Raw genomic sequence first — 20,369 nt, 5'->3', positions numbered from 1 at the left:
GCACGGCAGGTTGGAACATGGCCCATTAACATCGTTCCCTGCGCATATGGGTTAATGCCAACGGGTTCACAACGTTCGCGACATTGGGGCCGGAAACACGAAAGCCCCGCTAAGGCGGGGCTTTCGTTTAAGTCCTGGCGGGAAACCACGCCTGGGACCCTCGTCATCTTTCGGACAATGCAGCGCTTGTTTCACCCGAGATGGAAGTCTTTTTCAGCGTTTCCCTAGCGGGCAAAAGACGTCCCCGGACGCGGAATCATTATCGGGCTTGGCGAAGCACAAGCTCCGACAGACGGGTCTTAACTCGGAAGCAGAACTCACGAATTTGAAATTGATAAGCCGGCATAACCATGTAGTTTAAATCGGGACCCAATGAGTCTTTAATTTCCATGTATTTGGCAGTCTTGGCAGCAATGGCCTGGTATTGCGCCTCGTATTTATCGTAAGACGCTTTGTTGTAGACCTTTAAAACATCCAATTCTTTACGGCATTGCTCAGCGCGATTTTGGTTCAAGTTTGTTTCTGATTCTGACTGAGCCGCCTCCGGAGAAGCTGCTTTCGGGGCGTCAACACTGGCGTTCGCAGGTGCAGCCTCATATCGCACAGTCCACTTTTCTGGGGTCGAAGGTGCGACTTCAGGCGGTGCTTCCTGGACGACGGCAGGAGGTGGAGTCACATCAGGTTTTTCGGGAGTTTTCGTAGCGCATCCAGAGAGGGCAAGCCCTACCACTACAACGATGCCACACATTTTATCCATCGGTTCCACCAAGAGGTAATTACGGATGGCTGAGTCGTTAGGTTCTGGGTAAAAGTAGTAACTCATTCAATCATCGAGTGTAATTTTTCTACCAGCCTCAAGGCGCTCAGCCTCTCTTCCTTGAGTGCGCAGATGAACGATAGTAGTAAAAAAATAAAAAGATGACGAGCAAAAGCTGGCTGGAAAAACCACGAATTTAATGAGCCAGTGGAAGTGGCTTCAGTTGCTTGATTCAGGTCCCGGGCTGCATCGGCAATCATCAGTATTAGCTGCACGAGTCTGCTACAGGGCACAGTAAGCAGAAGATCGCCAAACCCCAGAAACACAAAAGCCCCGCAATCGCGGGGCTTTCGTTTGAATCTTGGCGGGAAACCAGGGATTCGAACCCTGGGAACGCTATTAACGTTCGCCGGTTTTCAAGACCGGTGCATTCAACCACTCTGCCAATTTCCCTTGTGCATCACAGGATTAGGATAGCCCATCCTGTCTCAGCGGGCGCCATAATACCCGAATGAAACACACTGTCAAACTCTCGCCATCGCTTGTTACAGAGCGTCTGTTATGATCTTTGCGACTGAACGTTTCAAAACCGAAGGAGTGTCGCCATGCGCGAACAGAATTACGCAGTGAATGGTAACGCGCAGGCTGAGCAGCTTGAAGTCAGCCGCGTGTTGCGCAACACCTATGGACTGCTCGCCCTTACCCTCGCATTCAGCGGCTTAATGGCGTTCGTGGCCCAGCAGATGCACGTCGGCTACCCGAATATCTTTGTCGTACTGATCGGTTTCTATGGCCTGTTCTTCCTGACCAACAAGCTGCGTGACTCGGCCTGGGGCCTGGTGTCGGCGTTTGCCTTGACCGGCTTCATGGGCTTTATCCTCGGCCCGATCCTCAACCGTTACCTCGGCATGGCCGGCGGTGCGGAAGTGGTCAGCTCGGCGTTTGCCATGACCGCCCTGGTGTTCGGTGGTCTGTCGGCCTACGTGCTGATCACCCGCAAGGACATGAGCTTCCTGGGTGGTTTCATCACCGCAGGCTTCTTCGTGTTGCTGGCGGCGGTGGTGGCGGGCATGTTCTTCCAGATCAGCGGCCTGCAACTGGCGATCAGCGCGGGTTTTGTGCTGTTCTCCTCCGTGTGCATCCTGTTCCAGACCAGCGCCATCATCCACGGCGGTGAGCGCAACTACATCATGGCGACCGTCAGCCTGTATGTGTCGATCTACAACCTGTTTATCAGCCTGTTGCAGATCTTCGGCATCATGAGCCGCGACGACTGATTTACTCGCTGCATAAAAAATGCCCCGTATCGACAGATGCGGGGCATTTTTGTTTTCGGGGTATCAGTACTGGTTGGGTTCCATTTCCAGCTCGACCTTGAAACGCTGGGCGATATCCCGCTGGATACGTTGGGCCAGGTTGGCAATATCGTGGCCTGTGGCGCCGCCATAGTTGACCAGCACCAGCGCCTGCAGGGCATGCACGCCGGCGTCGCCGTCACGAAAGCCCTTCCAGCCGGCCTTGTCGATCAGCCAGCCAGCGGCCAGCTTCATCTGCCCATCCGCCTGCGAGTAAGCCACCAGGTCCGGATACTGCGCCTGTAACTCTTCAGCCAGGGCCTTGGACACCAGCGGGTTCTTGAAGAAGCTGCCGGCATTGCCAAGCACTGCCGGGTCGGGCAATTTTTCGCTACGGATGCTGCAAATCGCGCGACTGACATCGCTCGGTGTCGCCTCGGTGATCCCCTGCCCTGCCAGGCGCTGCTGCACTGGGCCGTAGTCGAGCTTGAGGTGGCTGGCGCGGCTCAGGGCAAAGCGTACCCGCAGGATCAGCCAGCGCCCGGTTTCGTGCTTGAACAGGCTGTCGCGGTAGGCAAAGTTGCATTCTTCCAGGCTGAAATCGCGCAACTCGCCGGTCTGGCGATCGAGGGCGGTCAAGCCGACAAAGACGTCCTTGATTTCCACGCCGTAGGCGCCGATGTTCTGCATGGGGGCAGCACCGACGGTGCCGGGGATCAGGCTGAGGTTTTCCAGGCCGCAGAAGCCCTGTTCCAGGGTCCACAGTACAAACGGGTGCCAGGCTTCGCCGGCTTCGGCTTCGACCACCACCTGCATGCCATCATCCTGTAGCACCCGAATGCCCTGGGTGGCCATGCGCAACACCAGGGCAGGAATGTCCTGGGTCAGCAGCAAGTTGCTGCCACCGCCGATCACCAGCAAGGGCAACGCCTGGGTCGACGCATAGGCCAGTGCCTCGCGCACATCGGCGTCACTGCGGGCCTCGGCGAAGAGTTGGGCACGCACATCAATGCCAAAGCTGTTGAATGGCTTGAGCGACACCTGCGCCCGCACTTGCAAGGTCATAACCGTCCCTTCAATTCGATCACCAGTAAATCACACGCCTGCTCGATCAAGTCCAGGACCCGTTCGAAGCCTTGTTCGCCTTCATAGTAGGGATCCGGCACCTCGTCCACTTCAGCCTCATAGCGCCGCAGGAACAGGTCCAGCTCCGCCTTGCCCTGGCCGGGCTGCATGGCCTTGAGGTTGCGCAGGTTGCTGTGATCCATGGCCAGGATCAGGTCGTAGCGTGCAAAGTCGGCGCGGGAGACCTGCCGGGCCCGCTGGGCCGACAAATCGTAGCCGCGCACCAGTGCCGCACGTTGGCTGCGCTGGTCCGGCGGGTTGCCGATATGCCATTCGCCGGTGCCGGCGGACGCTACGTCGACCTGCCCCGCCAACCCGGCTTCGCGCAATTTATGGCGCAGTACGCCCTCAGCGGTGGGCGAGCGGCAGATATTGCCCAGGCAGACAAACAGAACCTCCATCAGGCCCCCAGCAGGCGACGGACGCGCTCAAGGTCTTCCGGGGTATCGACACCCGCAGGCGGTGCTTCCAGAGCATCGCCCACGTGGATGCGTACGCCGTGCCAAAGGGCTCGGAGTTGCTCCAGGGATTCGGTATTTTCCAACCAGCACGGACCCCAGCTGACGAAGTCATGCAGAAAACCGGCACGATAGGCGTAGATGCCGATATGGCGACGGTACGGCACGCCTTCCGGCAACAGGTCAGGGTTCCTGGCGAAGGCGTCGCGCGCCCAGGGCAAGGTCGAACGGCTGAAGGTCAGCGCCAGGCCGTTGACATCACTGACCACCTTGACCACGTTCGGATTGAACAGGGTGTCGATGTCTTCAATCGGCTCGGCCAGGGTCGCCATACGCGCTTCACCATGGGCAGCCAGGTTGGCGGCCACCTGGTCGATCACGCCCGGCGGGATCAACGGTTCGTCGCCTTGTACATTGACCACGATGGCGTCTGGCGCCAGGCCCAACTGCGTGGCCACTTCGGCCAGGCGGTCAGTGCCGGAGTTGTGATCTTCACGGGTCAGCACCGCTTCGGCGCCGAACCCTTTGCAGGCCTCGATGATGCGCGGGTCATCAGTGGCCACCACGACACGCTCAGCGCTGCTTTTGCAGGCCTGTTCCCACACCAGCTGGATCATCGGCTTGCTGCCGATCAGTTGCAGCGGCTTGCCCGGCAGGCGTGTCGAGGCGTAGCGGGAAGGAATGACAACGGTAAAGGCTGTGGTCATTTATCCAGGCGCTCGTCGGTGGTCAGGGTGCGGGCTTCGCTTTCCAGCATCACCGGGATGCCATCACGGATCGGGTACGCCAGGCCGGCGCCCTTGCTGATCAGCTCGGTTTTATCGGCGCTGAGCTTGAGCGGGCCTTTGCAGATCGGGCAAGCGAGGATGTCGAGCAGTTTGGTGTCCATGAGTGTTTCCTGGAAAAAAGCGTTTAAGGCAAAAGACGGGCGGGCAGCAGGCGCATCAGCTGCGTGTCGAACCAGGCGACGAACGCCGGCGACGGCACCGCATCCACCGCAAGGTACCACCAGTCGGGCTGGGCAAAGGCGCGGCACTTCACCGCGTCCTTCTCGGTCATGACCAGTGGCAATGACGGGGTAAAATTCAAGACCTCGGCGCTGTAGGGCGCGTGGTCGGCAAAAACATGGGGAATCGGCTGCCAGTGTAGCGTTTCAAGGGTGTTGAAGAAACGTTGTGGATTACCGATACCGGCGACCGCATGTACCTGCTGCCCCTCAGGAAAGTACGCCACCGACTGGCGCTCACCGCTGTGCAGGTTGACCAGCGCGGTGGGTTGCAGGCGAAACGCAAATCCATCGTCGCGATCCGAGCCGGCACCGTTGTAGAGCAGTGCATCCACACTGTGCAAACGCTCAACCGGTTCGCGCAATGGCCCCGCCGGCAGACAACGGCGATTGCCCAGACCCCGGGCGGCGTCGATCAGCACCAGTTCCAGGTCACGGGCCAGGCGGTAGTGTTGCAGGCCGTCGTCGGAGAGGATCAGGTCGAGGGCCTCGCTGGCAAGCAGGGCCTGCACCGCACGACTGCGGTCGGGATCGATCATCAGGGGCACACCGCAGCGCTGCACGATCAGCAAAGGCTCGTCACCCGCCACCGTGGCGCTGTGGCTGGCCTCGACGCGCCAGGGCAACTGCGGTGGCTTGGCACCATAGCCGCGACTGACCACACCGACGCGCAGGCCACTGCGCCGACAGTGTTCGATCAACCACAGGATCAACGGCGTCTTGCCGGTGCCGCCCACGGTGATATTACCGACCACCACCACCGGCACCGGCGATTGATAGATCTCGCCCTCTCCCGCCAGGAACCGCGCACGCTTGCGCTGCACCACCCGGCGATACAACGATTCCAGCGGACGCAACAACGCGAGCGCCGGATGGCCCTCATACCAAGCCTTGAGCAAACGATCGGACATGGCCATCAGGGTTGGCTCGCCGCCTCGACAGTGCTCATGCGCAGATGGCTGAAACCGAGCTTGCCGGCGGCGTCCATCGCCGTGATCACGGCCTGGTGCTGGGTCTTGCCATCGGCACTGATGGACAACGGCATCTTGGTATCGCCGCCGGACTCTTTCTCCAGGGCCGCCATGAGGCTGGCGAGGTCGTTTTTCTCGAGTACCTGGTTATTCACCGAAAACGCCCCGTCGGCGCTGATGGCGATGTCCAGTTGCTTGACTTCCTGGTCTTCGGCCGGCGAACCACTCACGGCTTCCGGCAGGTCGACACGCAGTTCGGTCTGCCGGGTGAAGGTGGTGGTGACGACAAAAAACAGCAGCAGGATAAACACCACGTCGATCAACGACGCGAGGTTGATGTCGACATTTTCCCGTTGCTTGCGGCGAAATTTCACGCTTTGCCCCCAACCAGGTCCACATCACGGTCACCCTGCACCACTTCCACCAGCTTGATGGCTTCCTGCTCCATACCGACCACCAGTTCATCGATGCGCCGCTGCAGGAAACGGTGGAAGAACACCGAAGGAATACCGACCATCAGGCCCGCCGCCGTGGTAATCAGGGCCTTGGAGATACCGCCGGCCAGCACGGCCGCGTTGGTGGTCATGCCCGAGCCCATGAAAGAACTGAAAATATCGATCATGCCCAGTACCGTCCCCAGCAAGCCGAGCAACGGCGCCATGGCTGCGATGGTGCCGAGGGCGTTGATATAGCGCTCAAGTTCATGGATAACCCGGGCGGCGGCCTCTTCGATGCATTCTTTCATGATCTCGCGACCATGCTTGGAATTGGCCAGGCCGGCGGCGAGGATCTCACCCAGCGGCGAGTTGGCGCGCAGTTCCTTGAGTTTGTCCTTGTCCAGCTGCTTGTTCTTGATCCAGCTCCAGACCTGCCCCAGCAGATGCTCGGGGGTGACGCGACTGGCGCGCAGGGTCCACAAACGTTCGGCAACGATGCCGAGTGCGGCGATGGAGCTCAGGATGATCGGCAACATCATCCAGCCGCCAGATTTGACCAATTCCCACACAGTGAATGTCCCCTCGAAAAAGTGCGCCACTTTACCATATAGGTTCGGCGGCGGGGTTCGTCGGCCATGGACCCGCCTGTCCCAGGCGCCAGTCTTTGGCATGGCCGGCTCAGGGTAACGTTTCGCGCCAAAAACGGCGTTGACTACGCGCAACAGTCGGTGGCTGGAAAGCCCCTAATTGCACACGCACCGCGCCCTGCTCGGCACTGTCGTATATCTGGCTGCCCAGTCGCTGGTAGCGCTCCACCACCTGCGGGTGAGGATGGCCGAACGCATTGCCACGCCCACGGGAAATCAGCACCGACGTGGGCGCCAGCCGCTGTAGAAAAGGCCACGACGACGAACTGCGGCTGCCATGGTGAGGGGATTGCAGCCAATCGGTGCGCACGGCCAACGAAGACGCGAGAAATGCTCGCTCGGCAGCCCGATCAATATCCCCCGTGAGCAGCAGCCGCTCACCATTGGCCTGGACCTGCAGAACACAGGACTTGGGGTTACCATCAATCGCATCAGGCCACTGCCACAGCTCGAATGCCACACCGTCCCACTCCCACCGTTCGCCGCTGACACAGGGCTGGGTGGCGAGAAACGCGGGCAACCCCTCGGTTTCACCGCCCACGACACGCCGGATCGGCAACCCTCGGGCCACAGCCGACGCCCCACCGGCATGATCGGCGTCGGCGTGGCTCAGCAGCATCATATCCAGCGTCCCGACGCCGAGCTTTTTCAACGCAGGCACTACCACGCGGGCACCGAGGTCAACCGTCCCCGAACGCGGGCCGGCATCGTAGAGCAACGTGTGATGGCGGGTACGCAGGATCAAGGCCTGACCTTGCCCGACATCCAGCTGCACCACCTCCACCCGCCCATGGGGCACGAGCTCGCGGGGTGGAAACACGGCCAACAACAGCAGCGGCCAGCCCAGTGGCCGAAACGGCACGCCTTTGGGCAGCAGTAACAGCACCGCGCCGACCAGGCTGATCAGCCAGTAACCCAGGGGCACCTCGGCCGGTATCCAGGCAGGCATTTGCCCAGCGAGCCATGCCAAGCCCCGGAACAACCCGTCAAGCGCCCCGCCCGCCAGCCACAACAAACCCTCCCCGGCATACGGCAGCGGCAACAATGCGCTCCCCAGCAAGGCCAGGGGCAACACCACCAGGCTGATCCACGGCACGGCAACCAGGTTGGCCAGCGGCGCACTGACGCTGACGGGCAAGCCGAGCACCAGCAACACAGGAAACAGACCAACGGCAATCAAGCACTGGGGACGTGTCCATGCCTGCCAGACACTCCACGGCCCCAAGCGCCCACCAAATCCCAGGACCAGCACTGCGACAGCCATGAAGGACAGCCAGAATCCCGGTTGCAGGCTGGCCAGTGGCTCCAGGATCAGCACGCCATTGAGTGCCAGCAACAACGGCCACCAGAACCCCAGATGACGAAAGCGCAGGCGCCACACCAACACCAGCCCCACCATGACGCAGGCCCGTTGCACCGGCACGCCAAACCCTGCCAGCAGGCCGTACCCCAGCGCGGCGGCAAACGCCAGGCCGCACGCCCACGGCAGCCACGGCCAGGTACGGGGCCAGCAGCCGTAGCGTGCAAGTAGCGCGACCAACCCGTAGATCAACCCCGCAAGCAAGCCAATGTGCTGGCCGGAAATCACCAGCAGGTGCACCGTGCCAGTGTCCTGCAACACCTGCCAGTCTTCGGCCGCCAGCCCGGAGCCATCCCCCAGCACCAAAGCCGCCAGGCCCGCCTCGCGGCCGTGGGCGTCCACCGCCATCAGGCGTTGGCGAACAGTGTCACGCCAGGCATGACGCGCCGGCGCCAGGCGCTCACCATCCTTCACCGAGCCGGTGGCGCCAATGCGCTGGGCCAGCAGCCAGGCCTCCTGATCGAAACCATGAAAATTGAGCAGCCCGGCAGGCCGTTTCAGCGTCACGGCCATACGCCAGCGCTCGCCACTGCGTACCGGCGGCCCGCCGTGCCAAAACACCCGGATGCGCTTGGGCAACCGGGCGTTGCGCGCCTGGCTGTCGGCCAGCTCAAAACGCACGCCCGTCTCTGTCTGCTGCGGTAACCCGGTTACACGGCCTTCCAGCCATCGCGTCTGGCCATCCAGCACCGGCCGTAGTCGATCATCCAGCGCCCACTGCGCACTGATGCAGGCCCAGCTCAAGCCCAACAGGAAAAATGCCAGTGGCGACGTACGAAAGGGCAATAGCATCAATGCCAGCACCAGCATGGCTATCAGCCATCCCGTCGGCGGCAGCGCCGGTAGAAAGCGCAAGGCAAGCAACCCCAGCGCGAGCGCGAACATCCCTGTCTTCATGAACCCTCCTTTTCAAGTGATCCACTCAGTCTTAGACGAGGGCCCAGCGTGTCCTATGATGTTTTGTCACAAAGTCTGAATTTTCTGTTTATAGAATGCGGGCATACTTGCCCCTCGAACTGACCTGGACCCCCTATGCCTCGGCGCTTATTCAAACGGTACATGCCCGACCCCACCAGTATCAGGGAACACAAGTCATTACAGTTTCTTGGCACGTTGCTGCACGACCCGAACCTCTGGCACCTGAACCGGCACTCCGTGGCACGCGCCATGGCCGTAGGTTTGTTCGCGGCGTTTATCCCGATCCCGTTGCAGATGCTGCTGGCGGCAGTGCTGGCGATCACCGTGCGCGGCAATATGCCCATCGCTATCAGCCTGGTATGGCTGACCAACCCGATCACCATGCCGGTGGTGTTCATCTGCACCTACATGACCGGCGCCTGGCTGATGAATGTGCCACCGCGCAGCCTGCCCGACGACCTGACCTGGGAGTGGATCAGCGGCCAGTTGAGCACGCTGTGGCAACCCTTCCTGCTGGGTTCGGTGGTGTTGGGGCTGGTGCTGGGCGCATTGGCCTACTGCCTGACCATGGGGTATTGGCGCTGGTGGGTCGCGCACCAATGGAAAAAGCGCAAGCAGCGCCGAGGCTGAGACCTATCGCGCCGGCAACCGCAGGTGCACACGCAGGCCCTGGCCGGTATTTTCCGCCCACAGGCTGCCGTCCTGGCGTTGCACGGCATTACGCGCGATGCTCAGGCCCAGCCCGAAGCCACCATCGCCGGGCCTCGAACCGTCCAGCCGCGTAAACGGCGCAAAGATTCGCTCCAGATCCTGCTCATCGATTCCCCCGCCCTGGTCTTCCAACCAAAGGTGCCAATACTCCCCCTCGCGGCAGCCATCCAGGCACACGCCCCCCTCCGCCGGGGAATGGCGTATGGCGTTGCGCAGGATATTCTCCAGGGCCTGGGCCAGGGCATTCAGGTTGCCCCTCACCCAACTGTCGGCGCCCAGAAGGCAGGGCAGCCGCGATGCCGGCCAACCGCTTTCAAAGCACGCGTTCTCGCGCAGCATGTCCCACAGCGCTTGCACCTGAATATCTTCTTTGGGCAGCGGCGCCCGCTCGGTATCCAGCCAGGCCAGTTGCAGGCTGTCTTCCACCAGGCGCTGCATGGCGTCGATCTCCCGACCCAGCCGCTCACGCAGGCGCGCAAGATCCTGCTCACTGTCACAAGCCACCCGCAAACGGCTCAAGGGCGTGCGCAGTTCATGGGACATGTCCCTTAACAGCTGCTGTTGCAGCATCACGGTACCCTGCAAGCGCTCGGACATATGATCAAACGCGCGCCCCAGCTCGCCCAATTCGTCCTGGCGGCTGGTGGCGTCGTGGGACATCCGCGTATTCAACTGATCGGCACGCCATGCGTTGGCCTGCTCGCGCAGTTGATTGAGGGGCATGATCAGCAGCCGATAGAGACCGATGCACAGCAATAAGGTAAAGAGGCCGGGAATCACGCCGTTGGTCACCACCCGCCAGAACAGTTGGTAGCGCCCCGGCATAAAGCGCTGCGGCAGTTCAATCACCAGCGAACCGGCGCCCGGGTCCACCGCAAACGGGATCTTCAACCACGGCAACCCCTTGACGTGGCGACTGACCGGCCAGTCCAGGCCCCGCAGGAAGGTCAGGCGCTGGCTTTCCGTGTCGGTCAGCGGGTAGCTGCTCAACGACTGCAAGTCATTGCCGATCACCCCGATCCATGTGCTTTCGCGCTTGCCCATTGCCTGCAGCCACGCATCGACGCCGGCATTGCCGCCCTGGTTCCAGGCCTGCTCGGCGCCTGCCGCATAACCACTCAAGGTGCTCCTGGCCTCATCGGACAGGTAGGCGTTCTTTTGCTCCATGTACCGACCCCAGGACCAACTGAGCCAGATCATCAGCAAACAGAAGGCGATCAGCAGGCAGGCGAGCTTCCAGAATAACGAGTGCCTGCCCGGCAGCCGTTTCAGCGATGCCTCAAAGCCCATCGTCGTGACCGCTCAGCACATAGCCCTTGCCCCACACCGTGCGCACCTCACGCTCGGTGTAGCCGATGGCCTTGAGCTTGCGGCGGATCTGGCTGATATGCATGTCGAGGCTGCGATCATGGGGCGCATAACCCCGTTGCAACACGTGCTGGTAGAGGAAGGCTTTGCTGAGGACTTCTTCAGCGTTGCGGTGCAGGGTTTCCAGCAGGCGATATTCGCTGCGGGTCAGGCCCGCCCAGTGGCCTTGATGAAAAACATCGCACAGCTCATCATCGAAACGCAGCGTGCGGGTGTCCTCGCGCACGGGCGCAAGCGTCGGCAACGGGCGCCGATCCAGGGCCACCCGACGCAGGATGGCTTCGATACGCACGCGCAGCTCAACCATGCTGAAGGGCTTGGGCAGGTAATCATCGGCCCCCAGGCGAAAACCGCTGACGCGATCGGTTTCAGCGCCCAGGGCCGACATCAGGATCACGGGAATCGAATGGCTCCGGCGCAGATGGGTGAGGATCGACAAGCCATCCAGGCCCGGCAGCAGAATATCCATCAACACCACGTCGAATGCCTGGTCGCGCGCCATCTCCAGGCCCTGCTGACCGTTCTGGCACCAGGTGACCTGGAAGCCACAGCGCCCCAAATGCTCATGCACATAGGCACCCAGCACGGGGTCATCTTCAATTGTGAGGATACGGGGTAGGCCAACTGCCGCGGGATTCATTAGCGTCTGCAAGTCATTCTCAATCACTGATTATTCAAGATAACCCCGCCGCAGGCAATCGCCACACAGTGCCCAACGGCCCGAAGATTGCCCTCTGTCATTAATTTGCAAGATTCCAGGCCGCGCAAATGGCTACACTGCGCAGGTGGCGCGGGCCGGATGCCGGCGCGGAAGATTGATATCAGTGTGGTAGCAGGAGAGTGGCGTGCTTAAAAGAATGGGGATAAAAGGCCGCGTACTGTTGCTGACCTTATTACCGACCAGCCTGATGGCCTTGTTGTTGGGAGGGTACTTCACCTGGATGCAGCTCTCGGAGTTGCAGGCCCAACTGCTGCAACGCGGCGAAATGATCGCCGAGCAGCTGGCGCCCCTGGTGGCTCCGGCCATGGGCAGCAGGAATACCGACCTGCTGGAGCGTATCGCCACCCAATCCCTGGAACAGACGGACGTGCGCACCGTGGCGTTCCTCGCGCCGGACCGCACGCCCCTGGCCCACGCCGGCCCGACCATGCTCAACCAGCCGCCGGTCGGCAACAGCTCCCACCTGCTGCAACGCACCGGCAACGACGCCACACGCTACCTGCTGCCGGTGTTTGGTCGCCATCGCAACCTGGCGGGCGATTTGATCCCCGATGAAGCCGATCGCCTGCTCGGCTGGGTTGAGGTGGAGTTGTCCCACAACGGTATGTTGCTGCGCGGTTATCGCAGCCTGTTCGCCAGCCTGCTGTTGATTGCCATCGGCCTGATCTGCACCGCGGCCCTGGCCTTGCGCATCAGCCGTACGATCAACGCGCCGATTGGCCTGATCAAGCAAGCGGTGGCCCAACTCAAGGACGGCAACCTGGAAACCCGCCTGCCACCCTTGGGCAGCCAGGAGCTGGATCAACTCGCATCGGGCATCAACCGCATGGCCGAAACCCTGCAAAATGCCCGGGAAGAACTGCAGCACAGCATCGACCAGGCCACCGAAGACGTGCGCCAGAACCTGGAAACCATCGAGATCCAGAACATCGAGCTGGACCTGGCGCGCAAGGAGGCCCTGGAGGCCAGCCGCATCAAGTCCGAGTTCCTGGCGAACATGAGCCATGAAATCCGCACGCCGCTCAACGGCATACTCGGTTTTACCCACCTGCTGCAAAAAAGCGAGCTGACCCCGCGCCAGCTTGACTACCTGGGCACCATCGAAAAATCCGCCGACAACCTGCTGGGCATCATCAACGAAATCCTCGATTTCTCGAAGATCGAGGCCGGCAAGCTGGTGCTCGACAGCATTCCCTTCAACCTGCGGGATCTGCTGCAAGACACCCTCACCATCCTCGCTCCCGCCGCCCATGCCAAGCAACTGGAACTGGTCAGCCTGGTGTACCGCGACACGCCGCTGGCGCTGGTGGGCGACCCGCTGCGGCTCAAGCAGATCCTCACCAACCTGATCAGCAATGCGATCAAGTTCACCCGCGAAGGCACCATCGTGGCCCGGGCGATGATCGAGGACGAGCAGGAAGACAGCGTGCAACTGCGCATCAGCGTGCAGGACACCGGCATCGGCCTGTCCAGCCAGGACGTGCGGGCGTTGTTCCAGGCGTTCAGCCAGGCCGACAATTCACTGTCGCGCCAGCCCGGCGGCACGGGGCTGGGCCTGGTGATTTCCAAGCGCCTGATCGAACAAATGGGCGGTGAAATCGGCGTCGACAGCACGCCGGGCGAAGGTTCTGAATTCTGGATCAGCCTGAACCTGCCCAAGACCCGCGACGACGTCGAAGACCTGCCCTGCGCGCCGTTGCTGGGCCATCGCGTGGCGGTACTGGAAAACCACGACCTGGCGCGCCAGGCCCTGCAGCACCAATTGGAAGACTGCGGCCTGGAAGTAACGCCGTTCAATACCCTGGAAAGCCTGACCAACGGCATCACCAGCGCTCACCAGACCGAGCAGGCTATCGACCTCGCGGTACTCGGCGTGACCGCCAACGATATTCCGCCCGAGCGCCTCAACCAGCACCTGTGGGACCTCGAACACCTGGGTTGCAAGGTGCTGGTGCTGTGCCCCACCACCGAACAGATGCTGTTCAACGAGTCGGTACCCAACCCCAACAGCCAGTTGCAGGCCAAGCCGGCGTGTACCCGCAAGCTGCGCCGTGCGCTGTCCGACCTGATCAGCCCGCGGCCGTCCCGCAGTGAACCGGGCGAGCCGTTGTCCAGCCGTGCGCCGCGTGTGCTGTGTGTCGACGACAACCCGGCAAACCTGCTGTTGGTGCAGACCCTGCTGGAAGACATGGGCGCGCAGGTCCGTGCAGTGGAAAGCGGCTACGCGGCGGTCGACGCGGTGAAACAGGACACCTTCGACCTGGTGCTGATGGACGTGCAGATGCCGGGCATGGACGGACGTCAGAGCACCGAGGCGATCCGCCAGTGGGAAAGCGAGCGCCATGGCACGCCCTTGCCGGTGGTCGCCCTCACCGCCCATGCCATGGCCAACGAGAAGCGCGCCTTGCTGCAAAGCGGTATGGACGATTACCTGACCAAACCCATCAGCGAACGGCAACTGGCCCAGGTAGTGCTGAAATGGACCGGCCTGGCCCTGCGCAACCAGGTGCCGGAGCGCGCCGTCGAAGGCCTGGGCCCCGGGGTGCAATTGCCGGTGCTGGACCACGAGGAAGGCCTGCGCCTAGCCGCCGGCAAGATGGACCTGGCGGCCGACATGCTGGCCATGCTGCTGGCCTCCCTGGAAGCCGACCGCCAGGCCATTCACGTCGCCCGTGAGGCCAAGGACAACCTGGCCCTGATCGAACGCGTCCACCGCCTGCACGGCGCCACCCGCTACTGTGGCGTGCCGCAACTGCGCGCCGCCTGCCAGCGCGCCGAAACCCTGCTCAAGCAGGACGACGCCAAGGCCATGACCGCGCTGGACGAGCTGGACATGGCCATTGCACGGCTGGCCAGTGAAGCGCGGGTCAGCGCCTGAATTCATCAAAAAGGAAGCCTTTGATGCGCGTGATTCTTTTCAGCAGCCAGACCTACGACCGCGACAGTTTCCTCGGCGAACCCTTGCCGCGCGGCCTGGAACTGCAATTCCAACCCGCCCGGCTCAACCTCGATACCGTCGCCCTGGCCGAACACCACGAGGTGGTCTGCGCCTTTATCAACGACGACCTCAGTGCCCCGGTGCTGGAACAGCTGGCCAAGGGCGGCACGCGGTTGATCGCGTTGCGTTCGGCCGGCTACAACCATGTGGACCTGCCTGCCGCCAAACGCCTGGGCCTGACCATCGTGCGCGTCCCGGCCTATTCGCCCCATGCGATCGCCGAACACGCGGTGGCCCTGATCCTCGCCCTCAACCGCCGCCTGCATCGCGCCTACAACCGCACCCGCGACGGCGATTTCAGCCTGCATGGCCTCACCGGCTTCGACCTGGTGGGCAAGACCGTCGGCGTGGTCGGCACCGGCCAGATCGGCGCCACGTTCGCCAGGATCATGGCGGGCTTCGGTTGCCGGCTGCTCGCCTACGACCCGTTCCCCAACCCCCAGGTCCAGGCCCTCGGCGCTGACTATGTGAGCCTGCCGGAGCTCTTGGCCCAGGCCCAGATCATCAGCCTGCACTGCCCGCTGACCGCCGACAGCAAGCACCTGATCAATGCGCACTCCCTGGCGCGGATGCAACCCGGCGCCATGCTGATCAACACCGGTCGCGGTGGCCTGGTCGACACGCCGGCGCTGATCGAAGCACTCAAGGACGGCCAGCTCGGCTACCTGGGGCTGGATGTGTACGAGGAGGAAGCCCAGCTGTTTTTCGAGGACCGCTCCGACCTGCCCTTGCAGGACGATGTGCTCGCGCGCCTGCTGACCTTCCCCAACGTGATCGTCACCGCACACCAGGCGTTCCTCACCCGCGAAGCCCTGGCGGCGATTGCCGGCACTACCTTGGCCAATATTGCGGCATGGGCCGATGGCCGGGCGCAGAACCTCGTCGAAGGATGATCAGCGGTCACATACCAGGCTCATGATCAGCAGGCACCCGTGATAGGATGCCGCGCCTATTTGGAGGATCCATGGCCGAACACGATTTCCGCTTCAGCTTGCTGAGCCCGCAACACACCCTGATCGAATGCCGTGCCCTGGTGCCGGGCCGTTACCAGGTCACCGGCAACGGTGGCTCGATCAAGCATGACGACGTGCTGATCGTCACCCTGCGCGGCAGTAAAACCTTGTCCATGCGCCTTACCGTCGAAGGTGACGCGCGCTACTCCATCCGCCCTGCCGGCCAGTGGGTCGCCATGGCCCGCGGGCCGAAGTTCGGCGAGCTGGAGATTCACACCTGGAAGGTCAACTGCGACAGCTGCGACACCGTGCTGGAGTTTGAATTCGCGGTGGAAACCAAGCTGACCAAGGAGCCGCTGCAACCGGCCGCCAACGCGCGCATTGCCGAGTTGGGCTGGACCAGCGAAGGCGACAAGCACCGTTGCCCGAAGTGTCAGAAGGCCGGGCAATGAAAGGCCTGCTTCTGCTCGCCGCCGTCGGTGCGGCTCTGAGTGGCTGCGCCGGTGACGCGGCCAAGCTCAAGCAGGATCACAGCTACGTGGTGGAGTGGATTGGTGAGCGGCCGTTGATGGATTACGCACACCTGACCGTCACCCTCGGCGCCGATGGGCGTGCCTACGGCAACGGCGGTTGCAACCACTGGTTCGCGCCGTACACCCTTGAGGGCGACAGACTCAGCTTCGGCAAGCTCGGCAGCACCCGCAAGCTCTGCGCCGAGGCCCTGATGGAGCAGGAACAGCGCTTCTTCCAGGCCCTGCAAGGCGTACAGCGCTGGGACATCTCGCCGATCGAGCAGACTCGCTTCTGGCCGGCCGAAGGCAAGCCGATTCGCCTGTGGCTCGAAGAGGGCTGATTCCACCGATCTACAGATTGGTGAGATTTAAATGTGGGAGGGGGCTTGCCCCCGATGACGGTGTAACAGTCACAAATGTATTGACTGACACACTGCTATCGGGGGCAAGCCCCCTCCCACATTTGATCGAGGACAATACTCTAGCCGCGCAAGGCCTTGAGCTTGGCCAGCACCCCTTCCGCCGTCTGCTCACCCATCAACTGCTCGCGCACCTTGCCCTTGTCATCGATGATATAGGTCACCGGCAACGCTTCGCTGCGCGGAATCTCGAAGATCCCATCCGGGTTCTGTGCCAGCACGGTGAACTTGATCCCCAGTTTGTCGCTGGCTTCCTTCAGCTCTGCACCCTGCACATTGTCGAAGTTGACCCCGAACACCCCCACGCCCTGCCCCTTCAACTGTTCCGCCAGGGCGTTGAGCTCAGGGATTTCCGTACGGCACGGGCCACACCATTCCGCCCAGTAGTTGACCACCAGCCACTGTTTGTCCAGGCGCTCGGCCGCGACCTTCTGGCCGTACTGGTCAACGCCGTAGTCATTGCCGCAGCCGCTGAGCAGCAGGGTTGTGATGATCGCCAATGCACCGATCAGTCGCCTTGTCATGGGGTAATCCTTCGCAAAAATGAACGTTGGCTGCGACCTATCGCCTCTTACGGTTTAAGGACAGGACGCCGCGCAGGTAGAATACCCGCCACCTTACGCAAGATGCGACCCGCACATGACCGATCTGACGCTTTATCACAACCCGCGCTGCTCGAAATCCCGCGGTGCGCTCGAACTGCTGGAAGCCCGAGGCCTCGCCCCCACCGTGGTGCGTTACCTGGAAAACCCGCTGAATGCCGCACAATTGAAGACACTGCTGGCCAAGCTGGGCATCAGCGCCCGCCAACTGCTGCGCACCGGCGAAGACGAATACAAGGCCCTCAACCTGGCCGACGCCAGCCTCAGCGAAGCGCAGTTGATCGCCGCGATCGCCGAACACCCCAAGCTGATGGAACGCCCGATCCTGGAAACCGCCGATAAAGCCATCATTGGCCGTCCGCCAGAGAACGTGCTGGAGATCCTGCCGTGACTGCGTCGTATGTGCTGGTGTTGTATTACAGCCGCAATGGCTCGGTGAGCGAAATGGCCCGGCAGATTGCCCGGGGCATCGAGCAAGGCGGCATGGAAGCGCGGCTGCGCACCGTACCGGCGATCTCCACCGAATGCGAAGCCGTGGCGCCGAGCATCCCGGACGAAGGCGCGCTGTACGCCAGCCTCGATGACTTGAAAAACTGCTCGGGCCTGGCCCTGGGCAGCCCGACGCGCTTCGGCAACATGGCCGCGCCGCTCAAGTACTTCCTCGATGGCACCAGCAACCTGTGGCTCACCGGTGCGCTGGTCGGCAAGCCGGCCGGGGTGTTCACCTCCACCGCCAGCCTGCATGGCGGCCAGGAAACCACGCTGATGTCGATGCTGTTGCCGCTGTTGCACCACGGCATGCTGATCACTGGCCTGCCCTACAGCGAACAGGCACTGCTCGACACACAGGGCGGCGGCACACCGTACGGCGCCAGCCACCATGCCGGGCCGGATGGCAAGCGCCTGCTCGACCCGCATGAAATCACCCTGTGCCGGGCCCTGGGCCTGCGCCTGGCCAAGACCGCCACGCTGCTGGAGAACGGCCGTGGCCAGGAAGCCTAAGGTTCTACCGCCGCAAGCGTGGCTGGAGCCACGGGTCAAGGCGGCACGCGCGTTAAGCCTGCTGGCGTTTTTCGCCCTGGTGGGTTTGTTGTGCGGCTACTACCTGTTCGTCGCCGACCTGCACGGGGCACGCCCGTGGGTGATCCTGCTGATCGAACTGGTGCCGCTGCTGGTGCTGGCGCCGGGGATGATCATCGGCAGCACGCGCGGGCATTCATGGATGTGCTTTGCGGTGAACCTGTATTTCATCAAGGGCGCGCTGGCGGCGTATGACCCGAACCGGCAGTGGTTCGGGGTGCTGGAGATGCTGGCCAGCCTGGCGGTGTTTTGCACGGCGCTGCTGTATGTGCGCTGGCGGCACCAGTTGAACCGCCGGCTGGCCACACCCTAGAACCCCGTCAGTGATTCACCGTATAGGCCAGCATCATCGACAACTGGCACATCGGCCGCCCACTCTCGGCATGCCACTGGTTGAACGCAGCCTGCACCGTGGCCAGGTCGCGCAGGCTGGTGGGTGCCTTGTCGACAATCTTCTGCGCATTCAATGCCGCCACCACGTCATCGCTCGGCACAAAAGTATCCTTGCCCACCATCCGCAAAAAGCGCGGGGCCGACAGCCCGCCCAGCTGATGACCGTGCTTGCTCAGGTATTTCCATAACCCGACGATGTCGGTCACCGGCCAGTCGGCGATAAATGCGCCGAAGCTGCCTTTTTCCTGCTCGATGTCCAGGATCATCTGCGCATTGCGCGGCACACTCTTGAGCTTGCCCAGGTGACGAATGATGCGCGTGTCCTGCATCAGCCGCTCCAGGTGCTCGGCACCCATCAGCACGACTTTTTCCGGGTCGAAGCCGAAGAAGACCTGCTCGAAGGCCGGCCACTTGGCATCCACCACGCTGTGTTTCAAGCCGGCGCGAAACACGCGCAGCGCCAAGGTCGACAGGTAGCGATCATCACTGATCTTGCGCAATTGCGCCGGGGTCTTGGGCACCGGCAGGTGGGCGTCCAGCTCGGCCGCTGAACCGAAGCGGTTCAGACAATATTCGTGCAGCCACTTGTAATCGCGCATGCCCTCTCCTGCTGTTGAATGCTGGCAATGGAATTGAAAACGGCGCCCGCGAGCGCCGTGTGTCAGAGCGTTGAATGAGCTCAGAGGTTCACAACATTGACGAAACGCGACGCGGCAGTCTCATCGATTTTCAGGCTGGTGAAGTCGAACAGGTTGCGGTCGGCCAATTGCGACGGCTGCACGTTCTGCAGGCTGCGGAAAATACTTTCGGTACGCCCCGGGGTCTTGCGCTCCCAATCCACCAGCATGTCCTTGACCACCTGGCGCTGCAGGTTTTCCTGGGAGCCGCACAGGTTGCACGGGATGATCGGGAATTGCTTGAAGTCGGAATAGGCCTGGATGTCCTTCTCGTTGCAATACGCCAGCGGGCGGATCACCACGTTGCGCCCGTCATCGGCACGCAGCTTGGGCGGCATGGCCTTGAGCGAGCCATTGAAGAACATATTGAGGAAGAAGGTCTCGACGATATCGTCGCGGTGATGACCCAGGGCCATCTTGGTCGCCCCGATCTCATCGGCAAAGGTGTAGAGCGTGCCACGGCGCAGGCGCGAGCATAGCGAGCAGGTGGTCTTGCCTTCAGGGATCAGTTCCTTGACCACCGAATAGGTGTCTTTTTCAACGATGTGGTACTCGACGCCCAGCGCCTTGAGGTAGGCCGGCAGCACGTGCTCGGGGAAGCCCGGTTGTTTCTGGTCCATGTTGACGGCAACGATCTCGAACTTGATCGGCGCGACCTTTTGCAGGTGCAGCAGCACGTCGAGCATGGTGTAGCTGTCTTTGCCGCCGGAGAGGCAGACCATGACCTTGTCGCCGTCCTCGATCATGTTGAAATCGGCGACTGCCTCACCGGCCAGGCGGCGCAGGCGTTTTTGCAGTTTGTTCTGGTTGACCGTAAGAGTGCCCATGGCGCTTGGATCCGCTGGAGGTGTGTGACGAAAAGCCGGGTATTTTACGCAAAAAAAACAGCTAAAGGGCTAACAGTAAAAGACCCCGCCGCGATTATGCCCCCTGTTTACAGCGCAATTTGCTCTAAAGGCCT

24 protein-coding genes and 1 tRNA gene are annotated in these 20,369 nt (G+C 62.0%); 9 read left to right on the top strand and 16 right to left on the bottom strand.

Annotation, left to right across the window (positions count from 1 at the left end; all coding sequences use genetic code 11):
• Positions 1–259: 259 nt before the first annotated feature.
• From AC07OP_RS11835 to AC07OP_RS11825, 3 genes are all read right to left on the bottom strand, one after another.
• The gene (locus AC07OP_RS11835) at positions 260–823 is read right to left on the bottom strand and encodes a YuaE family lipoprotein (RefSeq protein WP_495102839.1); all 564 of its coding nucleotides are present in this window, start codon (positions 821–823) and stop codon (positions 260–262) included.
• Entirely contained in the window at positions 820–1,017 is a 198-nt protein-coding gene (locus AC07OP_RS11830; protein WP_495109909.1) for a hypothetical protein, read from the bottom strand. Before AC07OP_RS11830 ends, AC07OP_RS11835 begins: the two co-directional genes overlap by 4 nt.
• A gap of 102 nt (positions 1,018–1,119) precedes the next feature.
• Positions 1,120–1,210 (bottom strand) — tRNA-Ser (locus AC07OP_RS11825).
• 152 nt (positions 1,211–1,362) lie between these two features.
• Between AC07OP_RS11825 and AC07OP_RS11820 the strand changes: the two genes are divergently transcribed.
• Positions 1,363–2,034, top strand: coding sequence for a Bax inhibitor-1/YccA family protein (locus AC07OP_RS11820; RefSeq protein ID WP_115488832.1), 672 nt, complete (start codon positions 1,363–1,365; stop codon positions 2,032–2,034).
• Between the two features lie 63 nt (positions 2,035–2,097).
• Here the strand turns inward: AC07OP_RS11820 and murB are convergent, their stop codons facing one another.
• From murB to AC07OP_RS11780, 8 genes are all read right to left on the bottom strand, one after another.
• Entirely contained in the window at positions 2,098–3,117 is a 1,020-nt protein-coding gene (gene murB, locus AC07OP_RS11815; protein WP_495102838.1) for a UDP-N-acetylmuramate dehydrogenase, read from the bottom strand.
• Positions 3,114–3,578: a low molecular weight protein-tyrosine-phosphatase gene (locus tag AC07OP_RS11810; RefSeq protein WP_115488830.1), complete on the bottom strand. Its 465-nt coding sequence runs from the start codon at positions 3,576–3,578 to the stop codon at positions 3,114–3,116. Before AC07OP_RS11810 ends, murB begins: the two co-directional genes overlap by 4 nt.
• Positions 3,578–4,342 (bottom strand): 3-deoxy-manno-octulosonate cytidylyltransferase, encoded by a 765-nt coding sequence (kdsB, locus tag AC07OP_RS11805; RefSeq protein WP_065927093.1) that lies wholly within the window; start codon positions 4,340–4,342, stop codon positions 3,578–3,580. Before kdsB ends, AC07OP_RS11810 begins: the two co-directional genes overlap by 1 nt.
• Positions 4,339–4,524, bottom strand: coding sequence for a Trm112 family protein (locus tag AC07OP_RS11800; protein WP_003174668.1), 186 nt, complete (start codon positions 4,522–4,524; stop codon positions 4,339–4,341). The genes kdsB and AC07OP_RS11800 overlap by 4 nt, the downstream gene beginning before the upstream one ends.
• Positions 4,525–4,547: 23 nt before the next feature.
• Positions 4,548–5,558, bottom strand: coding sequence for a tetraacyldisaccharide 4'-kinase (lpxK, locus tag AC07OP_RS11795; RefSeq protein ID WP_495102837.1), 1,011 nt, complete (start codon positions 5,556–5,558; stop codon positions 4,548–4,550).
• Positions 5,558–5,986: an ExbD/TolR family protein gene (locus tag AC07OP_RS11790; RefSeq protein ID WP_027607319.1), complete on the bottom strand. Its 429-nt coding sequence runs from the start codon at positions 5,984–5,986 to the stop codon at positions 5,558–5,560. The genes lpxK and AC07OP_RS11790 overlap by 1 nt, the downstream gene beginning before the upstream one ends.
• The gene (locus AC07OP_RS11785; protein ID WP_027607320.1) at positions 5,983–6,618 is read right to left on the bottom strand and encodes a MotA/TolQ/ExbB proton channel family protein; all 636 of its coding nucleotides are present in this window, start codon (positions 6,616–6,618) and stop codon (positions 5,983–5,985) included. The genes AC07OP_RS11790 and AC07OP_RS11785 overlap by 4 nt, the downstream gene beginning before the upstream one ends.
• 109 nt (positions 6,619–6,727) lie before the next feature.
• Positions 6,728–8,953: a ComEC/Rec2 family competence protein gene (locus AC07OP_RS11780; RefSeq protein WP_495102836.1), complete on the bottom strand. Its 2,226-nt coding sequence runs from the start codon at positions 8,951–8,953 to the stop codon at positions 6,728–6,730.
• Positions 8,954–9,088: 135 nt separating this feature from the next.
• Between AC07OP_RS11780 and AC07OP_RS11775 the strand changes: the two genes are divergently transcribed.
• A complete protein-coding gene (locus AC07OP_RS11775) occupies positions 9,089–9,604 on the top strand; it encodes a DUF2062 domain-containing protein (RefSeq protein WP_027607322.1) in 516 nt (171 codons plus the stop codon).
• Between the two features lie 3 nt (positions 9,605–9,607).
• Here AC07OP_RS11775 and AC07OP_RS11770 read toward each other — a convergent pair whose 3' ends face one another.
• Positions 9,608–10,975, bottom strand: a complete 1,368-nt coding sequence (locus AC07OP_RS11770) for a sensor histidine kinase (protein WP_495102835.1) — start codon at positions 10,973–10,975, stop codon at positions 9,608–9,610.
• Positions 10,965–11,693: a response regulator transcription factor gene (locus tag AC07OP_RS11765; RefSeq protein ID WP_065940050.1), complete on the bottom strand. Its 729-nt coding sequence runs from the start codon at positions 11,691–11,693 to the stop codon at positions 10,965–10,967. The genes AC07OP_RS11770 and AC07OP_RS11765 overlap by 11 nt, the downstream gene beginning before the upstream one ends.
• A gap of 205 nt (positions 11,694–11,898) precedes the next feature.
• Between AC07OP_RS11765 and AC07OP_RS11760 the strand changes: the two genes are divergently transcribed.
• From AC07OP_RS11760 to AC07OP_RS11745, 4 genes are all read left to right on the top strand, one after another.
• Complete coding sequence (locus AC07OP_RS11760) at positions 11,899–14,652, top strand: response regulator (protein WP_065948339.1); 2,754 nt, start codon at positions 11,899–11,901, stop codon at positions 14,650–14,652.
• A 23-nt stretch (positions 14,653–14,675) separates the two neighbouring features.
• Positions 14,676–15,665 (top strand): 2-hydroxyacid dehydrogenase, encoded by a 990-nt coding sequence (locus tag AC07OP_RS11755; RefSeq protein WP_414887577.1) that lies wholly within the window; start codon positions 14,676–14,678, stop codon positions 15,663–15,665.
• Between the two features lie 71 nt (positions 15,666–15,736).
• A complete protein-coding gene (locus AC07OP_RS11750) occupies positions 15,737–16,177 on the top strand; it encodes a hypothetical protein (RefSeq protein ID WP_495102834.1) in 441 nt (146 codons plus the stop codon).
• Positions 16,174–16,578 (top strand): META domain-containing protein, encoded by a 405-nt coding sequence (locus AC07OP_RS11745; RefSeq protein ID WP_108572692.1) that lies wholly within the window; start codon positions 16,174–16,176, stop codon positions 16,576–16,578. The genes AC07OP_RS11750 and AC07OP_RS11745 overlap by 4 nt, the downstream gene beginning before the upstream one ends.
• Positions 16,579–16,718: 140 nt before the next feature.
• Here the strand turns inward: AC07OP_RS11745 and AC07OP_RS11740 are convergent, their stop codons facing one another.
• Positions 16,719–17,180: a TlpA disulfide reductase family protein gene (locus tag AC07OP_RS11740; protein ID WP_032889653.1), complete on the bottom strand. Its 462-nt coding sequence runs from the start codon at positions 17,178–17,180 to the stop codon at positions 16,719–16,721.
• Positions 17,181–17,295: 115 nt separating this feature from the next.
• On the opposite strand from AC07OP_RS11740, the gene arsC reads away from it, so the two are divergent.
• From arsC to AC07OP_RS11725, 3 genes are read left to right on the top strand one after another with little or no spacing between them, the layout of a single operon-like run.
• Entirely contained in the window at positions 17,296–17,649 is a 354-nt protein-coding gene (gene arsC, locus AC07OP_RS11735) for an arsenate reductase (glutaredoxin) (protein WP_065940055.1), read from the top strand.
• Positions 17,646–18,260: an NAD(P)H:quinone oxidoreductase gene (wrbA, locus tag AC07OP_RS11730; RefSeq protein WP_495102833.1), complete on the top strand. Its 615-nt coding sequence runs from the start codon at positions 17,646–17,648 to the stop codon at positions 18,258–18,260. The genes arsC and wrbA overlap by 4 nt, the downstream gene beginning before the upstream one ends.
• Positions 18,244–18,651, top strand: a complete 408-nt coding sequence (locus tag AC07OP_RS11725; RefSeq protein WP_092488786.1) for a DUF2069 domain-containing protein — start codon at positions 18,244–18,246, stop codon at positions 18,649–18,651. Before wrbA ends, AC07OP_RS11725 begins: the two co-directional genes overlap by 17 nt.
• Before the next feature lie 7 nt (positions 18,652–18,658).
• Here AC07OP_RS11725 and AC07OP_RS11720 read toward each other — a convergent pair whose 3' ends face one another.
• Complete coding sequence (locus AC07OP_RS11720; RefSeq protein ID WP_027606358.1) at positions 18,659–19,330, bottom strand: DNA-3-methyladenine glycosylase I; 672 nt, start codon at positions 19,328–19,330, stop codon at positions 18,659–18,661.
• Between the two features lie 80 nt (positions 19,331–19,410).
• Positions 19,411–20,235 carry a tRNA 2-thiocytidine(32) synthetase TtcA gene (ttcA, locus tag AC07OP_RS11715; protein WP_141606713.1) on the bottom strand — a complete coding sequence of 275 codons (825 nt, stop codon included), beginning with the start codon at positions 20,233–20,235 and terminating at the stop codon, positions 19,411–19,413.
• Positions 20,236–20,369: the final 134 nt, after the last annotated feature.

The sequence above is a fragment of the Pseudomonas sp. GW821-FHT09D08 genome, from assembly GCF_059416305.1.
The sequence above is the reverse complement of the archived record's forward strand: the minus strand, read 5'-3'. Positions and strand labels throughout refer to the sequence as shown.

Coding starts and splice junctions, on each gene's coding strand:
- arsC (WP_065940055.1), top strand. CDS start 17,296: ATGACCGATCTGACGCTTTATCACAACCCGCGCTGCTCGAAATCCCGC.
- kdsB (WP_065927093.1), bottom strand. CDS start 4,342: ATGACCACAGCCTTTACCGTTGTCATTCCTTCCCGCTACGCCTCGACA.
- AC07OP_RS11765 (WP_065940050.1), bottom strand. CDS start 11,693: ATGAATCCCGCGGCAGTTGGCCTACCCCGTATCCTCACAATTGAAGAT.
- AC07OP_RS11780 (WP_495102836.1), bottom strand. CDS start 8,953: ATGAAGACAGGGATGTTCGCGCTCGCGCTGGGGTTGCTTGCCTTGCGC.
- murB (WP_495102838.1), bottom strand. CDS start 3,117: ATGACCTTGCAAGTGCGGGCGCAGGTGTCGCTCAAGCCATTCAACAGC.
- AC07OP_RS11740 (WP_032889653.1), bottom strand. CDS start 17,180: ATGACAAGGCGACTGATCGGTGCATTGGCGATCATCACAACCCTGCTG.
- AC07OP_RS11775 (WP_027607322.1), top strand. CDS start 9,089: ATGCCTCGGCGCTTATTCAAACGGTACATGCCCGACCCCACCAGTATC.
- AC07OP_RS11835 (WP_495102839.1), bottom strand. CDS start 823: ATGAGTTACTACTTTTACCCAGAACCTAACGACTCAGCCATCCGTAAT.
- AC07OP_RS11720 (WP_027606358.1), bottom strand. CDS start 19,330: ATGCGCGATTACAAGTGGCTGCACGAATATTGTCTGAACCGCTTCGGT.
- lpxK (WP_495102837.1), bottom strand. CDS start 5,558: ATGGCCATGTCCGATCGTTTGCTCAAGGCTTGGTATGAGGGCCATCCG.
- AC07OP_RS11750 (WP_495102834.1), top strand. CDS start 15,737: ATGGCCGAACACGATTTCCGCTTCAGCTTGCTGAGCCCGCAACACACC.
- ttcA (WP_141606713.1), bottom strand. CDS start 20,235: ATGGGCACTCTTACGGTCAACCAGAACAAACTGCAAAAACGCCTGCGC.
- AC07OP_RS11800 (WP_003174668.1), bottom strand. CDS start 4,524: ATGGACACCAAACTGCTCGACATCCTCGCTTGCCCGATCTGCAAAGGC.
- AC07OP_RS11810 (WP_115488830.1), bottom strand. CDS start 3,578: ATGGAGGTTCTGTTTGTCTGCCTGGGCAATATCTGCCGCTCGCCCACC.
- AC07OP_RS11820 (WP_115488832.1), top strand. CDS start 1,363: ATGCGCGAACAGAATTACGCAGTGAATGGTAACGCGCAGGCTGAGCAG.
- AC07OP_RS11770 (WP_495102835.1), bottom strand. CDS start 10,975: ATGGGCTTTGAGGCATCGCTGAAACGGCTGCCGGGCAGGCACTCGTTA.
- AC07OP_RS11830 (WP_495109909.1), bottom strand. CDS start 1,017: ATGATTGCCGATGCAGCCCGGGACCTGAATCAAGCAACTGAAGCCACT.
- AC07OP_RS11745 (WP_108572692.1), top strand. CDS start 16,174: ATGAAAGGCCTGCTTCTGCTCGCCGCCGTCGGTGCGGCTCTGAGTGGC.
- AC07OP_RS11755 (WP_414887577.1), top strand. CDS start 14,676: ATGCGCGTGATTCTTTTCAGCAGCCAGACCTACGACCGCGACAGTTTC.